This window comes from Methylolobus aquaticus, assembly GCF_054172105.1.
The window spans coordinates 26,244-45,758 of the sequence record NZ_JBSYXP010000025.1 but is presented as its reverse complement, the minus strand read 5'-3'; the positions used below and the strand labels follow the sequence as shown (position 1 = coordinate 45,758).

At 61.9% G+C, this 19,515-nt stretch carries 25 protein-coding genes and 1 tRNA gene; 5 read left to right on the top strand and 21 right to left on the bottom strand.

Annotated features, from left to right (window positions below):
- The first annotated feature begins 277 nt into the window (after positions 1–277).
- Positions 278–814 (top strand): hypothetical protein, encoded by a 537-nt coding sequence (locus tag ACW73L_RS21365; RefSeq protein ID WP_498924567.1) that lies wholly within the window; start codon positions 278–280, stop codon positions 812–814.
- Between the two features lie 181 nt (positions 815–995).
- The gene (locus ACW73L_RS21360; protein WP_498924566.1) at positions 996–1,151 is read left to right on the top strand and encodes a hypothetical protein; all 156 of its coding nucleotides are present in this window, start codon (positions 996–998) and stop codon (positions 1,149–1,151) included.
- A gap of 735 nt (positions 1,152–1,886) precedes the next feature.
- Here ACW73L_RS21360 and ACW73L_RS21355 read toward each other — a convergent pair.
- From ACW73L_RS21355 to ACW73L_RS21260, 20 genes are all read right to left on the bottom strand, one after another.
- A tRNA-Lys gene (locus tag ACW73L_RS21355) sits at positions 1,887–1,962 on the bottom strand.
- A gap of 390 nt (positions 1,963–2,352) precedes the next feature.
- Entirely contained in the window at positions 2,353–2,646 is a 294-nt protein-coding gene (locus ACW73L_RS21350) for a hypothetical protein (RefSeq protein ID WP_498924565.1), read from the bottom strand.
- Positions 2,647–2,690: 44 nt separating this feature from the next.
- Entirely contained in the window at positions 2,691–2,933 is a 243-nt protein-coding gene (locus ACW73L_RS21345) for a hypothetical protein (protein WP_129884864.1), read from the bottom strand.
- A 99-nt stretch (positions 2,934–3,032) separates the two neighbouring features.
- Positions 3,033–3,710: a fumarylacetoacetate hydrolase family protein gene (locus ACW73L_RS21340; RefSeq protein WP_129884863.1), complete on the bottom strand. Its 678-nt coding sequence runs from the start codon at positions 3,708–3,710 to the stop codon at positions 3,033–3,035.
- Between the two features lie 187 nt (positions 3,711–3,897).
- Entirely contained in the window at positions 3,898–5,601 is a 1,704-nt protein-coding gene (locus ACW73L_RS21335) for an AAA family ATPase (protein WP_498924564.1), read from the bottom strand.
- A gap of 55 nt (positions 5,602–5,656) precedes the next feature.
- Complete coding sequence (locus tag ACW73L_RS21330; protein ID WP_139557970.1) at positions 5,657–5,890, bottom strand: FmdB family zinc ribbon protein; 234 nt, start codon at positions 5,888–5,890, stop codon at positions 5,657–5,659.
- 64 nt (positions 5,891–5,954) lie between these two features.
- Positions 5,955–6,206: a BolA family protein gene (locus ACW73L_RS21325; protein ID WP_498924563.1), complete on the bottom strand. Its 252-nt coding sequence runs from the start codon at positions 6,204–6,206 to the stop codon at positions 5,955–5,957.
- Positions 6,207–6,210: 4 nt separating this feature from the next.
- A complete protein-coding gene (gene grxD, locus ACW73L_RS21320; protein WP_498924562.1) occupies positions 6,211–6,543 on the bottom strand; it encodes a Grx4 family monothiol glutaredoxin in 333 nt (110 codons plus the stop codon).
- A gap of 53 nt (positions 6,544–6,596) precedes the next feature.
- Entirely contained in the window at positions 6,597–6,905 is a 309-nt protein-coding gene (locus ACW73L_RS21315; protein ID WP_498924561.1) for a 2Fe-2S iron-sulfur cluster-binding protein, read from the bottom strand.
- A gap of 98 nt (positions 6,906–7,003) precedes the next feature.
- Positions 7,004–7,465 (bottom strand): hypothetical protein, encoded by a 462-nt coding sequence (locus ACW73L_RS21310; RefSeq protein ID WP_498924560.1) that lies wholly within the window; start codon positions 7,463–7,465, stop codon positions 7,004–7,006.
- Positions 7,466–7,496: 31 nt separating this feature from the next.
- Complete coding sequence (locus ACW73L_RS21305; RefSeq protein ID WP_129884856.1) at positions 7,497–7,823, bottom strand: (2Fe-2S) ferredoxin domain-containing protein; 327 nt, start codon at positions 7,821–7,823, stop codon at positions 7,497–7,499.
- Positions 7,824–7,886: 63 nt separating this feature from the next.
- The gene (gene nifW, locus ACW73L_RS21300) at positions 7,887–8,225 is read right to left on the bottom strand and encodes a nitrogenase-stabilizing/protective protein NifW (RefSeq protein WP_139557967.1); all 339 of its coding nucleotides are present in this window, start codon (positions 8,223–8,225) and stop codon (positions 7,887–7,889) included.
- Positions 8,222–9,418 carry a homocitrate synthase gene (gene nifV, locus ACW73L_RS21295; RefSeq protein WP_498924559.1) on the bottom strand — a complete coding sequence of 399 codons (1,197 nt, stop codon included), beginning with the start codon at positions 9,416–9,418 and terminating at the stop codon, positions 8,222–8,224. Before nifV ends, nifW begins: the two co-directional genes overlap by 4 nt.
- Before the next feature lie 8 nt (positions 9,419–9,426).
- Positions 9,427–9,771: an ISC system 2Fe-2S type ferredoxin gene (gene fdx, locus ACW73L_RS21290; RefSeq protein WP_129884853.1), complete on the bottom strand. Its 345-nt coding sequence runs from the start codon at positions 9,769–9,771 to the stop codon at positions 9,427–9,429.
- A gap of 53 nt (positions 9,772–9,824) precedes the next feature.
- Positions 9,825–11,693, bottom strand: coding sequence for a Fe-S protein assembly chaperone HscA (gene hscA / locus ACW73L_RS21285; RefSeq protein ID WP_498924558.1), 1,869 nt, complete (start codon positions 11,691–11,693; stop codon positions 9,825–9,827).
- Positions 11,693–12,226 carry a Fe-S protein assembly co-chaperone HscB gene (gene hscB / locus ACW73L_RS21280; protein WP_129884851.1) on the bottom strand — a complete coding sequence of 178 codons (534 nt, stop codon included), beginning with the start codon at positions 12,224–12,226 and terminating at the stop codon, positions 11,693–11,695. Before hscB ends, hscA begins: the two co-directional genes overlap by 1 nt.
- Positions 12,227–12,238: 12 nt before the next feature.
- On the bottom strand, positions 12,239–12,562 hold the full coding sequence (iscA, locus tag ACW73L_RS21275; RefSeq protein ID WP_129884850.1) for an iron-sulfur cluster assembly protein IscA: 324 nt from the start codon (positions 12,560–12,562) through the stop codon (positions 12,239–12,241).
- Between the two features lie 16 nt (positions 12,563–12,578).
- A complete protein-coding gene (erpA, locus tag ACW73L_RS21270) occupies positions 12,579–12,983 on the bottom strand; it encodes an iron-sulfur cluster insertion protein ErpA (protein ID WP_139557962.1) in 405 nt (134 codons plus the stop codon).
- A 13-nt stretch (positions 12,984–12,996) separates the two neighbouring features.
- Positions 12,997–13,416 carry a Fe-S cluster assembly scaffold IscU gene (gene iscU / locus ACW73L_RS21265; RefSeq protein ID WP_129884849.1) on the bottom strand — a complete coding sequence of 140 codons (420 nt, stop codon included), beginning with the start codon at positions 13,414–13,416 and terminating at the stop codon, positions 12,997–12,999.
- 40 nt (positions 13,417–13,456) lie between these two features.
- Positions 13,457–14,671 (bottom strand): IscS subfamily cysteine desulfurase, encoded by a 1,215-nt coding sequence (locus tag ACW73L_RS21260; protein ID WP_139557961.1) that lies wholly within the window; start codon positions 14,669–14,671, stop codon positions 13,457–13,459.
- Between the two features lie 711 nt (positions 14,672–15,382).
- On the opposite strand from ACW73L_RS21260, the gene ACW73L_RS21255 reads away from it, so the two are divergent.
- The 3 genes from ACW73L_RS21255 to ACW73L_RS21245 all read left to right on the top strand — a co-directional run bounded on the left by ACW73L_RS21255 (position 15,383) and on the right by ACW73L_RS21245 (position 16,817).
- Positions 15,383–15,571 carry a (2Fe-2S)-binding protein gene (locus ACW73L_RS21255; protein ID WP_498924557.1) on the top strand — a complete coding sequence of 63 codons (189 nt, stop codon included), beginning with the start codon at positions 15,383–15,385 and terminating at the stop codon, positions 15,569–15,571.
- Between the two features lie 309 nt (positions 15,572–15,880).
- Positions 15,881–16,345 carry a MarR family winged helix-turn-helix transcriptional regulator gene (locus tag ACW73L_RS21250; RefSeq protein WP_129884847.1) on the top strand — a complete coding sequence of 155 codons (465 nt, stop codon included), beginning with the start codon at positions 15,881–15,883 and terminating at the stop codon, positions 16,343–16,345.
- Positions 16,346–16,370: 25 nt separating this feature from the next.
- Positions 16,371–16,817, top strand: coding sequence for a DUF1398 family protein (locus ACW73L_RS21245; RefSeq protein WP_498924556.1), 447 nt, complete (start codon positions 16,371–16,373; stop codon positions 16,815–16,817).
- 881 nt (positions 16,818–17,698) lie between these two features.
- Here ACW73L_RS21245 and ACW73L_RS21240 read toward each other — a convergent pair.
- Positions 17,699–19,162 carry a choice-of-anchor tandem repeat GloVer-containing protein gene (locus tag ACW73L_RS21240; RefSeq protein ID WP_498924555.1) on the bottom strand — a complete coding sequence of 488 codons (1,464 nt, stop codon included), beginning with the start codon at positions 19,160–19,162 and terminating at the stop codon, positions 17,699–17,701.
- Positions 19,163–19,515: the final 353 nt, after the last annotated feature.

Genomic DNA, 19,515 nt, shown 5'->3' with positions numbered 1-19,515 from the left:
ATACCGTATTTTACCCCGTCCAGAACGCCGGAGCCCCCGCCACACAACGCCTTCGGAGTTTTTCACCAGCCTGCTAGGTCTGGAGACCCAGGAAGGCCGAGCTGGCCCGCGTGACCAGCGTCAAGGTCATGCCAGTGAGTGCCGCTTCTGTCGATGGGATGACGCTCCCGCCATAAGAAAGAGCGTTGCCTCGTCAATTGAATTGCGGCGGACCCCGATTGAGATTTCTATCGTGAGGTGACTTATGAAATCAACCATATTTCCAATACGCCGACTCGTGAATACTGTAGTCAAGGCGATGGTTATGTTCGTCTCTTTTTCGGCTAGCTTCGGCCTCAGTCGATCAGTAATCGCTGGTGAGCAGTGGGGATTTTCAGTGCGCTCGATCTATGGCTGCTATATTGAAGCGCTTTCCGGTAACGTACTGCCTGATCCAAATAACCCAAATATCCAACTTCCGATCGCCTCGTTGATTCGCTTCTGTGCTGATGGTAAAGGGAATGCGCCGTCGGTTTCGGCCACGCACAACATCGCGGGATCCTGCATAATTGAGCAGACGGGGGAAGCCACATACAGCCTGGATCCAAATGGCTTGGGGACCGTCAGGGCGACCGTGAATAACGATGAGGTAAGCGCCGGATGCATACCGCCAATCAATTTAGCGAAGCAAGCAAATTTCGAACTTCGATTTGGAATTCAGCGACCGAGGGGCTGCCTGCAGACTATTGCTACAAGCCTCACTCTAAACCTGGGCAGTGGGCCAGCTATACCTGTCGGTTACGTCGCGCAGGGCGAGGCCTGTCCGCAGCGGTGAGCCTTCTCCAGTAACTTGCATGAGTCTCGGTGCCAGAAGGGCCGTGCGCCACGTCCGCCGACAAAGCAGGGACAGGAACCTTGCTGCGCATTCCGAAGGCCTAATCCTTCGATCATCTCAAGTCGGCGGAGCCAGGATGCGAGATCTTTAGTGTTCGGGTCAACGGCGGGACGTAAGGACCGTGAAACTGATAGCGGAGGCCAGCAAGGTGATCAATCTTGCCTCGGCGATGACGCCGGGCGTGGACAACACGGCCACTCTGAGCGGCATCGGCTCACCGGGCGCCACGGACGGGGTGATAATCGGACGCCTGCGCCTCGCCCGTGGCCGCCGCTAGATGGCTGATAACCAAAATGCTGTCGATGGAATGCCGGTTTATTGCAAAGGGCCACAGTGTCCGAGTAAGGGCCCCTCCGCGACCCGGACAGGCGCAGGTGCGGATGCAGCATACCGCGGGAGAATCTTTGCCGTTGCTGTGGGTCGACAGTGGGCCAGCACTACGCGCTGGGTGAGGTGGAAACGGACCGCGGGTGACGTACTTAGCGCTGGCTGAGGACGTTTGGCCATTATCCGTCCTACAAGCCCGCCCTGGGATGCCGGGGCGGGTTTATTGTTTCTACCGTCCGGCATGCAGGGATAAGAAGTCCAACGGCTCGAGCGGGGCGCGCCGATTGGGGGATGAAGACGGCTCCCGCGATTTGGAACCCATCGACGAACGAGAACGATCAGGAAGGGAGCAGAATCAGCCGCTTCTGCGCTTGAACGTGGAACGTGAAGCGGCGCGTGGCTAGTTCCACGATCTTTGGCTTGGGGGGATGGCTCTTTTGCCAGTTTTGACCGGAAATCCGACTGCTTGCCAAGCTGCCGTGCCAACCCAACCCGCTGAAGCCAGCATGAATGGCGGACCGGGCCTGTTCACAGTCAAAAGCTCGGCATAGAACCGAGAGGCCGATTCGCTAGAAATCAAAAAAAACGGCGCATCCCGCAGCGCGCCGTCAACAGCCCAATGTGGAAACCGCGCCAGCCGTGCGGCGCGTCTGTAAAAGCAGAGAAGGATTCTGCGGTGGGTGATTGGTGGGCCATGTAGGGATCGAACCTACGACAAACGGATTAAGAGTCCGCTGCTCTACCAGCTGAGCTAATGGCCCAAAGATATCTATCGATGGGGAGGGCTGTGGACGAGAGTCTAGCCCGTGACGGCCGCGCAGTGATTAAACGGCTGTCATTCGAACTAGCAGGGCGCATCAAGGAGACCGCGTTGCCGTTCGAAGCCGCGCATTATATGCCAGAAGCCGGTCGCATTGCAAAGGCCATCTTGATTGATCTTGTCGCTCCCGAGCTTCCGGTCGCTACCTTCACTGCCGCCGTGACGTGTTCCACACGCTTTATTCATCGATCCTGTCTGCAGCGAGCATGGCGCCGTAGCCGCGGGGGCGTCACTCTCCCGCTGATGTGTCCCGCGAAAATATCATCGAGCTGGCAGCCGACCGGTTGGAAGATCGGGCGCCATCGGAAGCTCTCTGGCTATCCGCCCCGTCTCAGTCTTCGTCGCCGGCGGTGACGGCTAACTGAAGATCGACGTCCCGGCTGAGCCATCCCACGGTGATGGCCCGGAGCGCGGCGTCTTCGGCATCGTCCCAGACCACGCACAGCAGCGCCTCTTCGCGCGTCAGCAACTCGTCGTTGTCGATCTTCCTGATCGCCGCCGCTGCCGCCGCAACGTCGGCATTGCTGCGCGCGAACACCTCCTTAGCGGCCTGAATCCCGCGCGCGAGTTCGTCCGGCGACGCCAGGTGTGCGTGTTTGCCTTCGATACCGAGGACTAGCGGCATTAGTGTCTCCGTTAGGGGTTGCGCGGTTGAGTTCATGCTCTGATTTACAGGGGAATGCCGAAGAAAGTGTCGTCGCTGCCGCCCCACACCTGATGCAGACGGAACGCGGACTGCCAGCGCGCGTTTTCGTCGTGTTGGGCGTCACGATGGGTGACGATCGCATCGTCCGGGAAACCCTCGGTCAGATACCCGTGGCCATTGCGCAGAAAACGGGCCAGTGCCTTGCGATCGACGGGCCACACGACAGCCCTCGGGACATCGTTGACGAGGATTGTCGTGACACGCACGGTCAGCCCTCCCCTGACTTTATGCTGCCGCGGCGACAGCACGTGATTGCTTGATGCTGGCCCATTCGATCAGCTGATCCACTATCCATCGGCAGTTGGTCAGCCTATGGTCACCCGCAGTGGTTCCAGGCCCGCGACCGTCGCTTCGACCACGTCGCCGCGGGTCACCGGGCCCGCATCGCCGGGCGTGCCGGTGTAGATCAGGTCGCCCGGAAACAGCTCGACGCGAGTCGACAGGTAGTGAACGATCTCTGGGATCTTCCAGAGCATATCTGCGACATTCCCGCTTTGGCGCACCTCGCCATTGACCGTCAATTCGATCTTCCCGGCGGCGATGTTGCCGCAGAAGTACTCCGGCGTAATCGCCGTGCAGACCGCGGAATGGTCGAACGACTTGGCCCGTTCCCACGGCAGGCCCTCGGACCTGGCATGCTCCAAGGCATCGCGCAGCGTCATGTCGAGACCCACGGCGTAGCCGAACACGTAGTCGTAGTCGACACGCGCGGCCGGGATGTCGCGGCCTCCCTTGTGCAGCGCCACGACCATCTCGACTTCAGCCCGCAGATCAGCCGTCCCCGTCGGATAGAGCAGCGTCGAGTGGTTCTGCGCCATCGCGCCGGCCGGCTTCATGAAGTAAATGGGTTCTTCGCCTTTAGCCCCTGCCCCGCCGGCACCCGGATAATTGCGCCCGATGCAGAAAATCCGGCGCACTGGAAACGGATTGCTGGACATTGCCTCGAGGGTCACGACGGGCGCGGGCGGGAACGCAAGATTCATGGGCAGCGGCTCTCCTGAGTAAGGCGGCGTGGGGAGGGAGACATCTTCAAGCGCGGCAGCAAGGTCCACCGCGCCCGGTCTGCGGCCCGAACATTACCGCGATACGCAGGCACCTCATGCCCGCGAACGCTGGTATCCGAGTCCGTGGCGGCTGACGGCCGATCGCCGCAACGCTTGGCCCTGCCACTCAATGGGCACTCGGCCTCCCGATGTCGAGACCGCGAAACACGGCGCAGCGTTTGAACACCTCGGCCGAGGGCGGCACGGCCTTGTGGGCACAGAACTTCGCAACGAGCTTGGCCAGCCCCTTGATGTCGCGCCCGGTCGCCGCCGGAAACAACTCGGTCAGTTCGTCGATCAGGGCGGGGTCGACCGGCAACTGGAACTGTTCGGTCATCACGGTCCAGATCTTCCGCCGCGCATCGGCATCCGGCGGATAGAACTTGATCATTGCGATGCAGCGGGACACGATCGCCTCGTCGATGTCGTCCACCCGGTTGGTGGTCATGAACAGCAGCCCGTTGAAGTATTCCAGCACTCGAAGAAAGACCCCGACCACCGCGTTGGTCGCGATGTTGTCATCCCGGCGCCGAATGTACACGTCGGCCTCGTCGATCAGCATCACGGCGCCCCACCGCTGGGCCCGGGTCAGGACATCCTTCAGCGCCGTCTCCATCGCGCCGACGTTGAGCCCGAGTTGTCCGGAATGCACACGGTACAGCGGTCGCTGGATGATTTCCGAATAGACCTCGGCCGTCAGCGTCTTGCCGACGCCCGCCGGACCGGCGCATAGCACCGTCGTGCCGCCGGACTTGCCGGCAATGATGTCTTCGGCCAGCACATCCATCTCCGCCGTCAGAATGTCGATGAGCTCGGTCTGTTCTTCGGGCAGCACCAGTTTGTGCTTCAGTTCCGGCTGATAACGGTACGGCACGAGGTCGTCGACATGCACCCAGACGTAATGGTGCAGTTCCAGATGAAACATCAGAATGTAGGCATGCACCGGCAGATGCGTGAACAGGTCCGCCGGCATGCTCTCCTGCAGCGCCTGGACTTCGTCCTCGGCTTCGTAGCGATTGCTCTTCGCGGCCTTGCGCAGATAAGGGCCGAGAATGTCGCCCGGCGCGTCCAGCGTCAACACGCGAGAGGTCAGAATGCCTTCGTCGTTGACCAGCCGCGCCCTGCCGTCACCGGAACACAGTACGACGCAATCCTTGCGCGTCCAGTCTGTACCGCGGTGCGTGGCCGAGGGGTCTTCGGCGTAGAACCCGATACCCTGCCCGGAAAACTGCACGCCGTAACGCGCGCGCCAGTCGAAATAGCGCTCGGCCGTCTGGTCGTAGGCGGCGATCAGGTCCGGGGTCTCCTTCAGAAAGCCTTTAGCCGCGAAGATCTCGCTGACCGTCTTGCCGGCGATGTCACTGGCGGTGATCCGAATGGTGCCGGTCGCCAATCCGCCTTTTGCGTTGGCCTTCAGTTCCATGAAGACCTTGCCGGCCTCATCGGTCGAGGTCGGCGTGTAGTCCAACCGGGTAATCACGTACGGGAGCGGACGGCCGGTGACCTGAGCGCTGAATAGCCAACCGCGAATGGCACCCACGGCCAGGTAGCGCGCCATCGCCGGCACGACCATCTCGAGGTCGTTTCCTTCGAAGCGAACCCCGTCATCGTTCAGTGCCTGCTGCAGCGTCGCCAGTTGGACTGCATGCGACTGCCAGTCCGGACCGGCCGACGCGTACAGATTCTGGAGAAACGCGATCTCCGCGCTCGCGAGGCGGGCGAAGGGAACCTCGACGGTGTTGCCGAAGCGCAGCTGATCCTTCAGCGGTGCCAGGCCGGGGAACGCACCCACCATGGCCTCCAGATGACAGCGGTCGATTCGCAGTTTCATGGGCGTCGAAGTCTCGGAGCGTGAAAGCTGACCAACCCGTAGCTGGTCCGGGCCGCTAGCGGGTGCGCGGCCGTTCGCTGCGTTTGTAATTGCTGAAATGCCCTTCCCGCGCGGCCTGGCTCCGTGCCTTGGCCAGGATTCCGGCCGTCTGACCCGGCGCGGCCGGGCGCGACACCTGTTTCTCCAGGTGTGTCCCCTGGCACTCGGGACAGGTCGGCGTATCGGACAAGCGCACCAGCAGTTCAAAGGTCCGATCGCAGTCGGTGCAATGAAAATCGTACAGTGGCATCGGAGTTCCTCATGGATCGCGGATCTTTCGAATCACGCGGCGCGCTACCGGGCCATGATGCTGGCTAGCCGGCAGCGGCCTGCGCTGAACACCACTCGTCCGGCGTATACACCTTCATGCTGACGGCGTGGAGCGCTCCGGTCGACAACGGTTCGCTGACGGCGGCCAGCACCCGTTGCTGCCGCTTGACAGTATTCAGTCCGGCGAACGACTCACTCACCACGACCAGCGTAAAGCTGCAGCCCTCGCCGGAGACGATGACTTCGCTATCGGGCAGCGCCGCCTTAATCAGGTCCTGGACTTCGGCGATCTCCATCCGGCTAGCCGGCCGCGGGCTGGCTGGCGACGGCCTGCTCCAGCATCGGCTTCAGCTCACCCTTCTGGGCCAGCTCGTCGACGATGTCGCTGCCGCCGACCAGTTCTCCGGCGACGAACAGTTGCGGGAAAGTCGGCCACATCGAAACGCTGGGTAGCTTTTCGCGGATCATCGGCGCCGCCAGGATGTTGACGTACGCGAACGGCACACCGGCCGCCTGCAGGCAACCGACGGCCTTGGCCGAGAAACCGCACTGGGGCATGTCCGGCACGCCCTTCATGTACAGCAGCACCGGGTGCTGGGCGATCTGCTCTCTTATGGTCTCTTCAATAGTCATCGGTCCGTCCGCTAAGGGGTTGAAGAAAAGCGCCGCGGCACTCGTGCTCGAATTCAGAATCCCGACGCGAAGCCGAGCAGTTCGATCGTGATGTCTTCGTCGCCGATGATCCGCGCCTGGCAGGCCAGTCGGGACTTCGAACCGATGCCGACCATGGTGTCGAGTTTCTGGTTCTCGATCGGCTGGATCCGCGACACACTCTTTCGACCCGCTTGCACGAACAGGTGACAGCTGCCGCATTCGGAATTGCCGTCGCATTCGTGTTTCAGTTTTTCGCCGGCGGCAATAACGGTTTCCAGCAAGGTCTTGCCGACCTCGGCTTCGATCGTCTTGCCCGACGGCATTATCGTGACGGTTGCCATAGTGATGTGACTCCTATTTGTTGTTTTGTAAGAAATTCATCGTCCGGTGCCGCTGTCGCGCTACAGGCCCGACCGCACCCTAGCTCCAAATCTGGCGCTCAGATCGCCGCGGCGATGGAACCGATAACCGAAGCGCCAACGCTGTCGCCGTGATCAAGCTCGGCCAGCTTCTCCAGAATCCGGTCGCAGCCCGGCTTGTCGCCCCGCCGCAGGCGTATGAACGCCAGCGCCTTCAGCGAAAACAGGTAGAAGTGCTGCGGTCCGTCGTGCCGAGACCAATCGACGGTATCCGCCGACAGCTCGCGAAAATCACCGGAGAACCCCCCTTGGCGCGCCGCGGTTGCCAAAGCCAGTCGCGCCGAGGCTTCGGCGTCGGCCAGCCGCCCCTTGTAGAAGTAGAACTTGTACAAGGAGAAATACACAGGCAACGCCTCCGGCGCTTCCCGCTGCGCCTGTTTCAGCAACGCCTCGGCACGCGTCGTGTCCGCGTAGGCGGCCATCGCTTCGTCGAGCAGGCCGCTGATCTTCGGCGAGACGGTTCCGGCATAAAGCGCGCGCATCGGGAATCTCCGGTGCCTGGCCGTGCGGCGCTCAGCCCCAGACGGCCGCAGGCGCCAGCAGACTCTCGACCGGCTCGCCGCCCTTGAGGTGCTGTTCGACAATCGTGCCCACGTCTTCCGGCTTGACCGCCGCGTACATCACGCCGTCGGGATACACCAGTACCGTCGGCCCCGAATCGCAGGCGCCCAGACATCCGGCAGCGGTCAGCGCGAACTCGCCATACATCCGGCCCTGCTCGAACTGCTGCATGAACGCCTGAAACACGGCGGTACAGCCCAACTGGCCGCACGACCCTCGCGGGTGGCCCGGCGGCCGGCTTTGAGTGCAGACGAAGACATGCTTGTTCGGTTTGGGCATCGATGACTCCGAGGTCGATCTGTTGGGAATACGGGGTTGCCAGCCAGCTCGTTGCGGCCCGTCTCAGGCCTTCTGCGAACGCGTCGCGAGGCTGACGCGCATGCTGTCCAGCGACACGCTCTTGCCGTCCTGCTCCTGGAAGACCTTGAAGACCTTCTCCTGCGCGGCGGTCGACGACACGAAATCGTCGTGGGCCCGGGTCAGCAGCACCTTGCAGGCCTCGCGGGCTGCCGCCTCGTCCATGTCGTCCGGAATCGGGGATCGGTTCAGGTATTGGTTGAAGCGCTTCAGAATATGCAGGCGGTTCACATGCACCACGTCCGGCTGATAGTCCACCCCGAAGAAATCGAGAAACTCCTCGGCCGCCGAGAACGTCTGGATGCGCTGCAATAAAGGATTCATGCGTTGTGCTCCTGGCCGTTGAATTGCCGCTGGTCGCGTCGGCGACCGTACGCGGTGGGTGATTGAGCGCCGGCCGCGTCGCGGTAAAAGCGCCGGAGTTCGTTGTCGCCGGGCGTCTGCTTGGTCTCGTTCGCATAGACCCGGATACGTTGCAGCAGCTGCGTGGCATCGCCATCGCTGAGTTCGATGCCCAGCGCTTGGTAGCGCCGGACGACCGCGTGCGACCCGGAATGCTTGCCCAGTACCAGACGATGCTCGCGACCCAGAGCGTGGGGATCGACACCCTGATAATTCAGCACGTTCTTCAGCAGGCCATCGACATGGATACCGGCTTCGTGCGTGAACACGGCCTCGCCGACGATGCTCTTGTCGGCGGCCACCGGGCGGCCAGAGGCGCGGGCCACCAGATCCGAAATCGCCGGGAACTGCTTCACGTCGATTCCGGTCTTGCGCCCGTACAGCACGTGCAGCGCCATGACCGTCTCTTCGATCGCCGCGTTGCCCGCGCGCTCGCCCAGACCGTTGACCGTGGTGTTGACGCGCGTCGCGCCCGCGCGCACGGCCATCAGCGTGTTCGCGGTGGCCAGGCCGAAGTCGTCGTGCGCATGCATCTCGATCTCCAGGTCGACCGCGCGCACCAGTCGCTGAATCCGCTCGAAGGTCGACATCGGCTCCAGCAGTCCGAGCGTATCGGCGAACCGCATACGCCGCGCGCCCGCCTCCTGGGCAACCGCCGCGACCTGCAGCAAAAAGTCCATGTCGGCGCGGGACGCGTCCTCGCACCCGACAGAGACCTCCAGTCCGGCATCGCGCGCCTTGCGCACGAAGCGGGCAATCGTCGAAAGCACCCAGGCGCGCGAGCGCCCGATCTTGTGTTGCAGATGGATATCTGAGACCGGGATCGACAGATTGACCAGATCGACGCCGCACTGGCCGGCCGCCGTGAGGTCCGCGTCGCACATGCGTCCCCAGACCATCAGCCGCGAGGGCAGACCGAGGTCCGCAATGGCGGCGATGACCTCGCGTTCCTCCGGGCCCATCACCGGTATGCCCACTTCCATTTCCGGCACGCCCGCTCGCGCCAGGGCGCGGGCGATGGCCAGCTTTTCGTCGGCGTTGAACGCGACTCCGGCGGTCTGTTCGCCGTCGCGCAGAGTCGTGTCGTTGATGATGACGCAGGCGTTATCGGTCATGACTTCCCCTACTTGTGCGGTGCTTCCTTGGCGAGGTTCAGGCTGTAACGCGGAATCTCGATGACCAGATCCGCAGTGCCGACGATCGCCTGGCAGGACAGTCGCGAGTTGCTTTCAAGACCCCAGGCCCGATCCAGCATGTCGTCCTCCAGTTCTTCGGAAGGTTCCAGCGAGGCGAAGCCTTCACGAACGACCACATGGCAGGTCGAGCAGGCGCAGGAGAACTCGCAGGCATGTTCGATCTCGATGCCTGCCTCAAGCAGCGCGTCGCAGATCGAAAGGCCGGTCTCGGCTTCGATCGTGTCCCCGTCGGGGCACAGCTCGGCATGGGGCAGAAGGGTGATGGTTGGCATACGAATCAGCGGTGTGGAATGGCCGGAGAAGTCACTGCGGGCAGCTTTGCTGATCAGATGCTCAAGGCATCGACGCGCTGACCGGTCAGCGCCGTGCGGATACTCAAATCCATCCGCCGCGCGGCGAATTCGGTGCTCAGCTCGTTGAGGGCATCGGCCGCCCCCTTGATGGCCAGCCAGTCGGTCCCTTCCGTGGCCGCGCGCAAGGTCCGCAGGCCTTCGAAAATGCTGGCCTGTTCGTCCGCATCGAGCAGATTGGCATCCTCGGCCAGGGCCGCTTCGGTCGCTTCCAGCAGGCGCACGGCTTCGGCACGCTGTTCGTGCAGCCGCCGCGCTTCCAGGTCGTCCTTCGCATGGGCGTAGGAATCCTCGATCATGCGGGCGACTTCGCCGTCGCTGAGTCCGTAAGACGGCTTCACCTCGACCCGCGCCTCGACGCCACTGATCTGCTCAGCCGCCGAAACGCTCAACAAACCGTCGGCGTCGACCTGATAGGTGACCCGGACCCGCGCCATGCCCGCCACCATCGGCGGAATCCCATGCAGTTCGAAGCGCGCCAGCGAGCGACACTCGCTGACCAGTTCGCGCTCGCCCTGCACGACATGAATCGTCATGGCCGTCTGCCCGTCTTTCCAGGTCGTGAATTCCTGCGCCCGGGCCACCGGGATGGTCGCATTGCGCGGAACGATCTTTTCGGACAGCCCGCCCAGGGTCTCGATGCCCAGCGACAGCGGAATCACATCGAGCAGCAGCCAGTCGTCGCCTGTCTTGTTGCCGGCCAGGAGATTGGCCTGCATCGCCGCGCCCAGCGCCACGACCTTGTCCGGGTCGAGGTCGGTCAGCGGCGTCTGCCCGAACAACTCGGCCACGGCCGCCTGGATGACCGGCATGCGCGTCGCGCCGCCGACCAGCACCACGCCCTTGACGTCCTCGACCGTCAGATCGGCATCGCGCAGCGCCTTGCGCACCGGGCTCAGGGTGCGCTTGACCAGACCTTCCGTCAGGCGGGTGAATGTCGCCCGATCGATGGCGATATTGGCGATGGAACCGTCCGACATCTCCGTGAGAAAGTCGACTTCCTCAAGCTTCGACAGCAGTTCCTTGGCCTCGCGGGCCGCGCTCAGCAGCCGCCGGGTATCGATCGCCGACAGCGCTGTGTAGCTATTGCGCTCGCACAGCCAGTCGTACACGGCATGATCGAAATCGTCGCCGCCCAGCGCCGGATCGCCGTTGGTCGCGAGCACCTCGAACACGCCGCGCGTGAGCTTCAGGATGGAGATGTCGAAGGTGCCGCCGCCCAGATCGTAGACCGCGTAAGTGCCCTCGGCCGCTTGATCCAGACCGTAGGCGACCGCCGCGGCAGTCGGTTCGTTCAACAGCCGGAACACCTCCAGACCCGCCAGCGCGGCGGCATCTTTCGTCGCCTGCCGCTGGGCATCATCGAAATAGGCCGGAACCGTGATCACCGCGCCGACGATCTCGCCGCCCAGCGCCTGCTCGGCCCGCTCGCGCAGGGCCTTCAGGATTTCCGCGGACACCTGCACCGGGCTGATCAGCCCCGCGACGGTCTCGAACTGCACCATGCCGGGCATGTCGACCAGGCGGTACGGAACTTCCCCGCGCGCGGCCACATCGCTCAAACCACGGCCCATGTAACGCTTGACCGAAACGAAGGTATTGGCCGGGTCCTCGCTCTGATAGAGCTTCGCCCCGTGCCCCACTTCGATCTCGCCGTCCTTGTGATAGCGGACGACCGAAGGCAGCAGGCTGCGGCCTTTGGCGTCAGCCAGAACCGTCGTGCCCGAGTCTTCTACGGTCGCGACCAGGGAATTCGTCGTGCCGAGGTCGATGCCGATTGCCAGCCGCCGAACCGTCTGCTGACTTGGCGAGGGTGCCCCGGGCTCTGAGATTTGCAGCAGCATCAGTCCTCCAGTGCGGCCAGTGCGTCGTTGATATCGCGGCCGAGTTTGTCCAGGAAAGCCAGTTGGCGGACCAGAGCGGCCGCCGCCGGCAGCTTGTGATCGTCATCGAGCAGCGTCGCCAGCGTCTCGAACAAGGTGTTGCGCTCGACCTTCAGGCGCGTCACGAGGCGGCCCAGCGCACATGCGTCCCGATCGCCGGCGGCCGTCTGCAACTCCTCCCGCCAGTCGATCTGCTCCAGCAGGAATTCGGTCGGCATCGCCGTGTTGTCCTCTTCCTGCGTGTCGACACCGCGGATCTTCAGCAGATACCGGGCCCTGGCGAGCGGCTGTTTCAAGGTCTGGTAGGCCTCGTTGGTCAGCGTCGCCCATTGCAGGTGCAGGCGTCGCTCCGCATCGCTCAGATTCGCCGAGCGGTCGGGGTGCACCCGCGTCTGCATCTCGAGGTAATGACGATCCAGTTCGGCCAGGTCCAGTCGAAAGCGCACCGGCATCTGCAACAGCTCGAAATGATTGTCGACGCCGACCGGACTCATGACCTGATTCATCTAGACGTTGAAGCTCTCACCGCAACCGCACTGTCCTGTCACGTTGGGGTTGTTGAACTTGAAGCCCTCGTTCATTCCCTCGCGGACGAAATCGAGCTCGGTCCCGTCCAGGTAGGCCATGCTCTTGGGATCGACCAGCACCGTGACCCCGTGGCTCTCGAAGCACTGGTCCTCGGGGGCCGACTCGTCGACGAACTCCAGCGCATAGGCCAGCCCCGAGCAGCCCGACGTCTTCACCGCAAGCCGCAGTCCCAGGCCGTGACCGCGTGCGGTCAGGTGCTTCTGGATTTGCTTCGCCGCTTTTTCCGTCAAGTGAATCGACATGGCATACCCCTCGCGATTACTGCGTCGAGGCGCAGGATGCGCCGCCGTCCACCGAAAACGAGCTGCCGCAACTGCAGGAGGCCGAGGCATTCGGGTTCTTGATCACGAAACGGGAACCCTCGAGGCCTTCCTGGTAATCGATCTCGGCGCCGGCCAGATACTGCAGGCTGGCGGAATCGACGAGCAGGGTCACGCCATCCGTCTCGACCGTGGTGTCGTCGTCGGCGATGCCCTCTTCGAAGGAAAACCCGTACTGCATGCCGGAACAGCCGCCGCCGGAGACGTAGACCCGCAGTTTCAGGTCGGGATTGCCCTCATCGGCAATCAGCTCGCTGACCTTGCCGGCGGCGTTACTCGTGAAGATCAACGGCGGCGACGCCGGGGTCAGATCCTGCATTGCATTCGTAGCGACCATGTTCATCGTTCTCCGTGCTTCACGCTGCCGACTGGCAGACTTTGTAACCGTCTTCGGCCGTCCCGCTCTTGGCCTTGTAGTCGGATACCGCGGCCTTGATCGCGTCCTCGGCCAATACCGAGCAATGGATCTTCACGGGCGGGAGGGCCAGCGCCTCGGCGATCTCGGTGTTCTTGATCGCGAGCGCCTGTTCCACCGTCTTGCCCTTGACCCATTCGGTCACCAGCGAGCTGGACGCAATGGCCGAACCGCAGCCATAGGTCTTGAATTTGGCATCCTCGATGACGCCTTCGTCGTTGATCTTGATCTGCAGCTTCATGACGTCGCCGCAGGCGGGCGCGCCGACGACGCCGGTGCCCACACCGTCGTCCTCCTTGTCGAAGGAACCGACGTTGCGTGGGTTTTCGTAGTGATCGATGACCTTGTCGTTGTACGCCATGACGGGGACTCCTGAGGTTTTTGCAGATGAAGAAGACCGATTAGTGAGCGGCAGCGGCCCATTGCACCGAACTGATATCGATGCCGTCCTTGTACATTTCCCACAGCGGGGAAATGTCGCGGAGGCGCTCGACAGCCTTGTGAATCAGTGAAATCGCGAAGTCGACATCGGCTTCCGTGGTGTAGCGCCCGATGCTGAAGCGGATGGAACTGTGCGCCAGCTCGTCGCTGCGCCCCAGCGCGCGGAGGACATACGACGGCTCCAGACTGGACGAGGTGCAGGCCGAGCCGCTGGAAACGGCCAGGTCCTTGATCGCCATCATCAGCGACTCGCCCTCGACGTAGTTGAAGCTCGCGTTGAGGTTGTGCGGCACGCGCTGCTCCAGATCGCCGTTGATGTAGACCTCTTCGATGTCCGCGATGCCGGCCAGCAGCCGGTCGCGCAGCGCACGAATGCGGGAGGACTCCGCGGCCATCTCTTCGCGGGCGATCCGGAACGCTTCGCCCATGCCGACGATCTGGTGCGTGGCGAGCGTGCCGGAGCGCAAGCCCCGCTCGTGGCCACCACCGTGCATCATCGCCTTCAGGCGGATGCGCGGCTTGCGGCGGACATACAGCGCGCCGATGCCTTTCGGGCCGTAGGTCTTGTGGGCCGAGAAGGACATCAGGTCTACCGGGAGCTTCGCCAGATCGATCGCGACCTTGCCGGTCGACTGGGCCGCATCCACGTGGAAAATGACGCCGCGCTCGCGGCACAGGGCGCCGATCGCGGCGATATCCTGGATGACACCGATCTCGTTGTTGACGTGCATGATCGACACCAGCGAGGTATCGGCACGGAAGGCTTCGCGGAAGGCTTGAAAGTCGAGCAGGCCGTCCGGTTTGGGGTCCAGATACGTCACCTCGAAGCCCTGGGCTTCGAGCTCGCGCATCGTGTCGAGCACCGCCTTGTGTTCGGTCTTCAGCGTGATCAGGTGCCGACCCTTGGTCTCATAGAAGTGCGCCGCACCCTTGATGGCCAGGTTGTTCGACTCCGTCGCACCGGAGGTCCAGATGATCTCCCGAGGATCGGCATTGACCAGCCGTGCGACTTCTTCGCGGGCTTCCTCGACGGCCTTTTCCGCCGTCCAGCCGAAACTGTGGGACCGGCTTGCCGGGTTCCCGAAGTTCTCCGTCAGGAAGGGAATCATCTTCTCGGCAACGCGAGGATCGACGGGAGTCGTTGCGGAGTAATCGAGATAAACCGGTAACTTCATCAAATGCTCTCCGAGGTTCGCTCGCCACTGGGATCGATCGTTCATCGCCAGCTGCTGTGGATTGCGCGTTCTTGCTACAGGACAAAGCAATACCTGCGCCATCATTGGAAATCGCATAAGCAACTGACTTTAAATTATTTCTACGAGCCGATTCGGCGGCGGGCTTTGTCTGCTTTCCGACAAAACGGCCACGGAGGCCTCACGAAAGACGCGGAATCGTTGCGTCGGGACGCACTTATGCGAACGGCCGGAAGCACGTGAGAGAGTGGCCCGTAACGGAAGAAAGCGCGCCGGGACTGCACCACGATGCCGGTGGCAAGCCTTGTACCGAGCCGAGGCCGCTGACCGGCTGACCGCGAGCCATGCACCGCCGCCCGTCAGGGCGACGGCTGCGGACCAGGGAATCCCCGCCGCGCGAGACCTCTTCGGCTGGGCAGCAGCGGCCGTGGACCGCCGGCCGTCCACAGTACCTTCTGGTTCTCGGATCCGGATCCACCGATGGCGCACCGGTCAGGTACCGGCCGGGGCGGCTTGTCGCATTTGCTACAAAACAGCCGGGCGCGTGCACGCGAAGTGACAAAGGAGACAGGGAACTTGACGGTGCCGAAAGCGTCTGAGAGCCATTCCCATTTGGAATCCTACCAGTCCGCGCTTCAGCGGCACGCCTCGTGCTTGTTCGTAATTGAGTCACCGTCACTCCCGGAGAGATCGATGTACGTATGCATCTGCAAGGCCGTCACCGAAACCCAGATCCGCGAAGCCGTCCGCGAAGGTCTGTGCACCCATCGGGACGTCTCGCGCTGCCTGCGGGTGGGAACGGTATGCGGCAAATGCGCCCCGGATGTACGCGCTCTTTTGCCGCCCCGGCATCAGCCGACGAACATCAGCCCCGCCTCGTGAGGGTTCTCCGCGTCGCGCCTGTCAGGGCGACGCGGCGCGAAATCATTCGCCGCCATTCCCGCACCTCGGGCTAACCCGGAACGCCTCCGCCACGACCGTTGGCGCGCATCCACTGCCCTGTCAGTCCCGGTCGCCAGCGGACACGCCAACGACCTCCGCGGCATCGTCTCGCACCCCGCCGCACTCGCCTCGATCCTCGTGCCCCGGCCGAAAGAGCACGACGCACCCCTATCAGCTACCCCTACTCCCGCGCCTTGACTTTTAGTTTCTTAGGAAACTACACTGCCCGAAAAGTTTCCAGGGAAACCAATGAAACAAGCCATCAAACAGGTCAGTCCGCTCGAAGCGCACCTGGGCTTCTGGATGCGCTTCGTCTCCAACCGGGTCTCGGAAGAGTTCCAGGCGGCGGTCGAGGAATGCGGCGTCTCGGTCACCGAGTGGGTTGCGTTGCGCACGCTCTACGATGCGGCCGACACCAACCATCGCAGCCTGACCGAGGCGCTGGGCATGACGAAGGGCGCTGTTTCCAAGGTGATTGCCCGGCTCGAACAGAAGGGGCTGGTCATGCGACGCGGCAGCGAGTCGGACGCCCGCGTTCTCAACGTGAAGCTGACCCGGGCCGGACGCAAGCTCGTGCCCCGGCTGGCCGAGTTGGCAGACCGCAACGACGCAAGATTCTTCGGCCATCTCCCGGAGGCCAAACAAGCGGAGCTGCGGGAACTGCTGGAAGAGATGGTGCGCTTGCACCGACTGAGGAAAGTGCCGGTGCGCTGACCTCCCCCACCCACAGGAGATCACCATGAACGAACAGACACGAGCCATCATCGAAGACTGCGCCCACGCCTCCAAAGCCGGCACGGCGCAGTTCGGCGACGTCGTAAAGGCGTTGACCGACGCCGGCGTCGAGAGCTACTACGCGGACTATCGGGGCAACGCCACCACTTACTATCTGCCGAACGGCGACGCTCACTCCATTGCGCTGGCGCCGCCAGCCACGCCGATTGCTGAGGCCTTCGACACCGCCGCCATCCAGGCGGCGATCAAGGCTGCACAACAGGGTGAGGTGATGTTTCCCGAATTCCTGGCGCGGTCGCGCGCCGCCGGCTGCGTCGGCTACATGGTCTGGCTGGCCGGCCGTCACGTGACCTACTTCGGCCGGCTTGGACAGACACATGTCGAGCCCTTCCCCAACCGAACAGGATCAGGCGGACCGTTGCGCCTGAATACGGGCAGGGCCGCAGAGTGAACCCAGCGGCAACTCGTAAACCCGCGTAGGTCCGATTAGCGGAGCGTAATCGGACGCATGCCTTGGAGGAAGGATGCAATGTCTCCGCAAAGAAGCCACCGATACCCAACAACCGACGCGCGTTCATCCCAGGTGGAACCTGACTCTTTACGCTGAATCTCTTGCAGCCCATCTGCGTCGGATTCGCGGGCGTTACACCTTTCAAAGCGACGCAGGGTGGTTTTGCTCGATCATTTGCACCGCGTATGGGCGCTACTGCCAAGAAGTGCCAATTGAAAAACTCGCTAGAGCTTGATCGAAATTCGCGCTTCCAAGAGCGTCACACGAGCGGGTGAAACGTTTTGATCTTCGGCTCCCTGAGAAGAAGCGAGGAATTTAGGAATGGAATCTTTTGTACGCCTTTTCTCGCGACCTCTCGGACTTCAAACGGGATGAGAATTACGTTCAAGTGAATCCGCTCAGGCCCAGCCGACACGGTAGTCCTACCAATGCCAGGATCCGAGGTAACGATGCATTCATCCGATTACGCTGAGCTAATCGGACCTACTGGCTGCATCGGTTATAGCGGCGGGAGCTTTCCGGGATTATCTCGACAGGAAGCGTTTAACGCGATGCCGATGGCGTTCGCCGGAACCAGCTCTTTGGCAGCGCGCTTTTTTCGACTCGCTTGACCGGTTGACGGTCCAGCAACGGGTTCGTTGACCGGGCGAGTGGCCGAGACAGCAACGTGAGGAGCAGGTCGCGACGTCGGCGGGCCGAACCGAAACGCTAGTTCGTGTAATGACCCGGACACCTTTTTCAATCCACCAACAGAAGGTCTGTGGTTCGCCTTGGCCACCTGAATACCGGCGGCCAAGGCTGGGCACGGGTACTAGGGATAGTCATGGAACGATCGGGAAGCTCGTCGGGCTTGAAACCGTGCCCCTCGACGTGGTCACCGTGACGATACCCGTTGCCGCACCGGCGGGCACCGTAGCCTTCACCAGCGTACGGGACACCACTTTGAAACTCGTCGCAGCGATCCCTCCAAATGCAACGGCCGTCGTACTGTTAAGTCCCTGACCCAATATAGTGACACTCTGACCGATCTTGGCGGCCTGCGGCAGTACCGTCACCGTTTGGGGGGCGCCGACATCCAGGCTATAGATCAGCGCTTGGTCCTGACCGGCAATCAGACCATAGATGCGCCCGTTGGTGTGCAGCATCGGCGGTGACTTTGGGTTGCAGCCATCGTTTGCGGCACCGCCTTGAAAGACATGCTCGACCGCAAAAGTATATGCCGTGGGCGCGGCCGGGGAATTCGGTGTCAGACTGAACAGTGTTCCGCATGAAGCCTTTGAATCACCGCCACTTGCCGTAGTGCCGTAAAAGACACCGTTGCTACCAAGCACCATTCCGCTAAAGGGGGTAGAACCGTCTCCAGTACCCTTGAAACTATAAATCCGCTTGACTGGTGCCGAGTTTCCTGGCTCGAGCATGAACACGACACCGCGTTCGGCACTCCCACCATCCTGTGCAGTGCCGTAAAGATTGCCATCCAGTCCGCGGACCAAGGGACCATTTGGCAATCTTCCAGATGTCGGCTTGTGCGTGAAGTCATACAAGCCATTAAACTGCTGATACATACCGTCTATGGTGATCGAGAAAAGCCGACCCTGGCCGTGAACCCCACCTTCCTGAGCGGCGCCATAGTAGGTTGGTCCATATTGATTGCCATCCCAACCAATAAGTAAAGGTGATTGTGCATCATGACCCGCTGCACCAAGTTTTTTCACGAGATATAAGCCGGATCCGGGAGTAAACCCATAGACATAATCGTAGTAGCCATTGGAAAATCCCGTCGCCAACCCATACAGACTGCCGTCAACTCCCTCGACAGGTGCCCCGGTTGATAGGGTTTCTTCATCCTTGAAATATCCTGCAACATAAAGATGTGAGCTCTTGAGTTTGAACAGGTATGCCGGATACTGCCCGCCGCTGAAGCCATAAAATGCGCCGTCTGATCCTAGCATTAAACCCCCGGAAGGATGAGCAAGAGATGCTGCATTGGGATTGTCACAGAAACCTGCAAATTCGGCATATTGCCCTTGCGGCGTAATGCTGAAAGCAACTCCGCAGTCATCCCGGCCACCATTGGGTGTTGTACCATAAATATTACCGTCCTGACCTTGAACCAATATCCCAGTTGTTGTCGGCGTAAAGCCGTAACCTTTAGGGAACTGGTGAAATACCTTGTACTCGGAAGCTTCCACCAGGGTAGACAAGGGCAAAGCCGACACGAGAATCAGGCAGCAGGACTTTAAGCAAACGCTACGAAACATTCGTCTATGCCACAGCGCATTCATGGGAATTTACCTCTTTAGATCCGTGCTAACATACCCGCACGGGCAGGCTCGGGTGAATCGGTGCGTTGCCACCACGCCTCCATGTTTAGTACATATCGGGAGGCTTGTTCCGATGCACCCTCGAGGTTCTAGTTGGCCTGGCGGACATTTTTCCGGCATCATTTCCACCGGAACTGTTTAACGTGATCGCAATGGAGTTTGCCCGAATCAGCGCTTGGGCAGCACCCAGTTTCCTCGCTCGATTGAGCGCGTGAAGGGCCAGCAGCGGCTTCACAGTCCACGCGGACGGCCGAGACAGCCATGTGAGGAGCGGGTCGAGATGCCCGCGGGCCGAACCCGGGCACTTGTTGGTT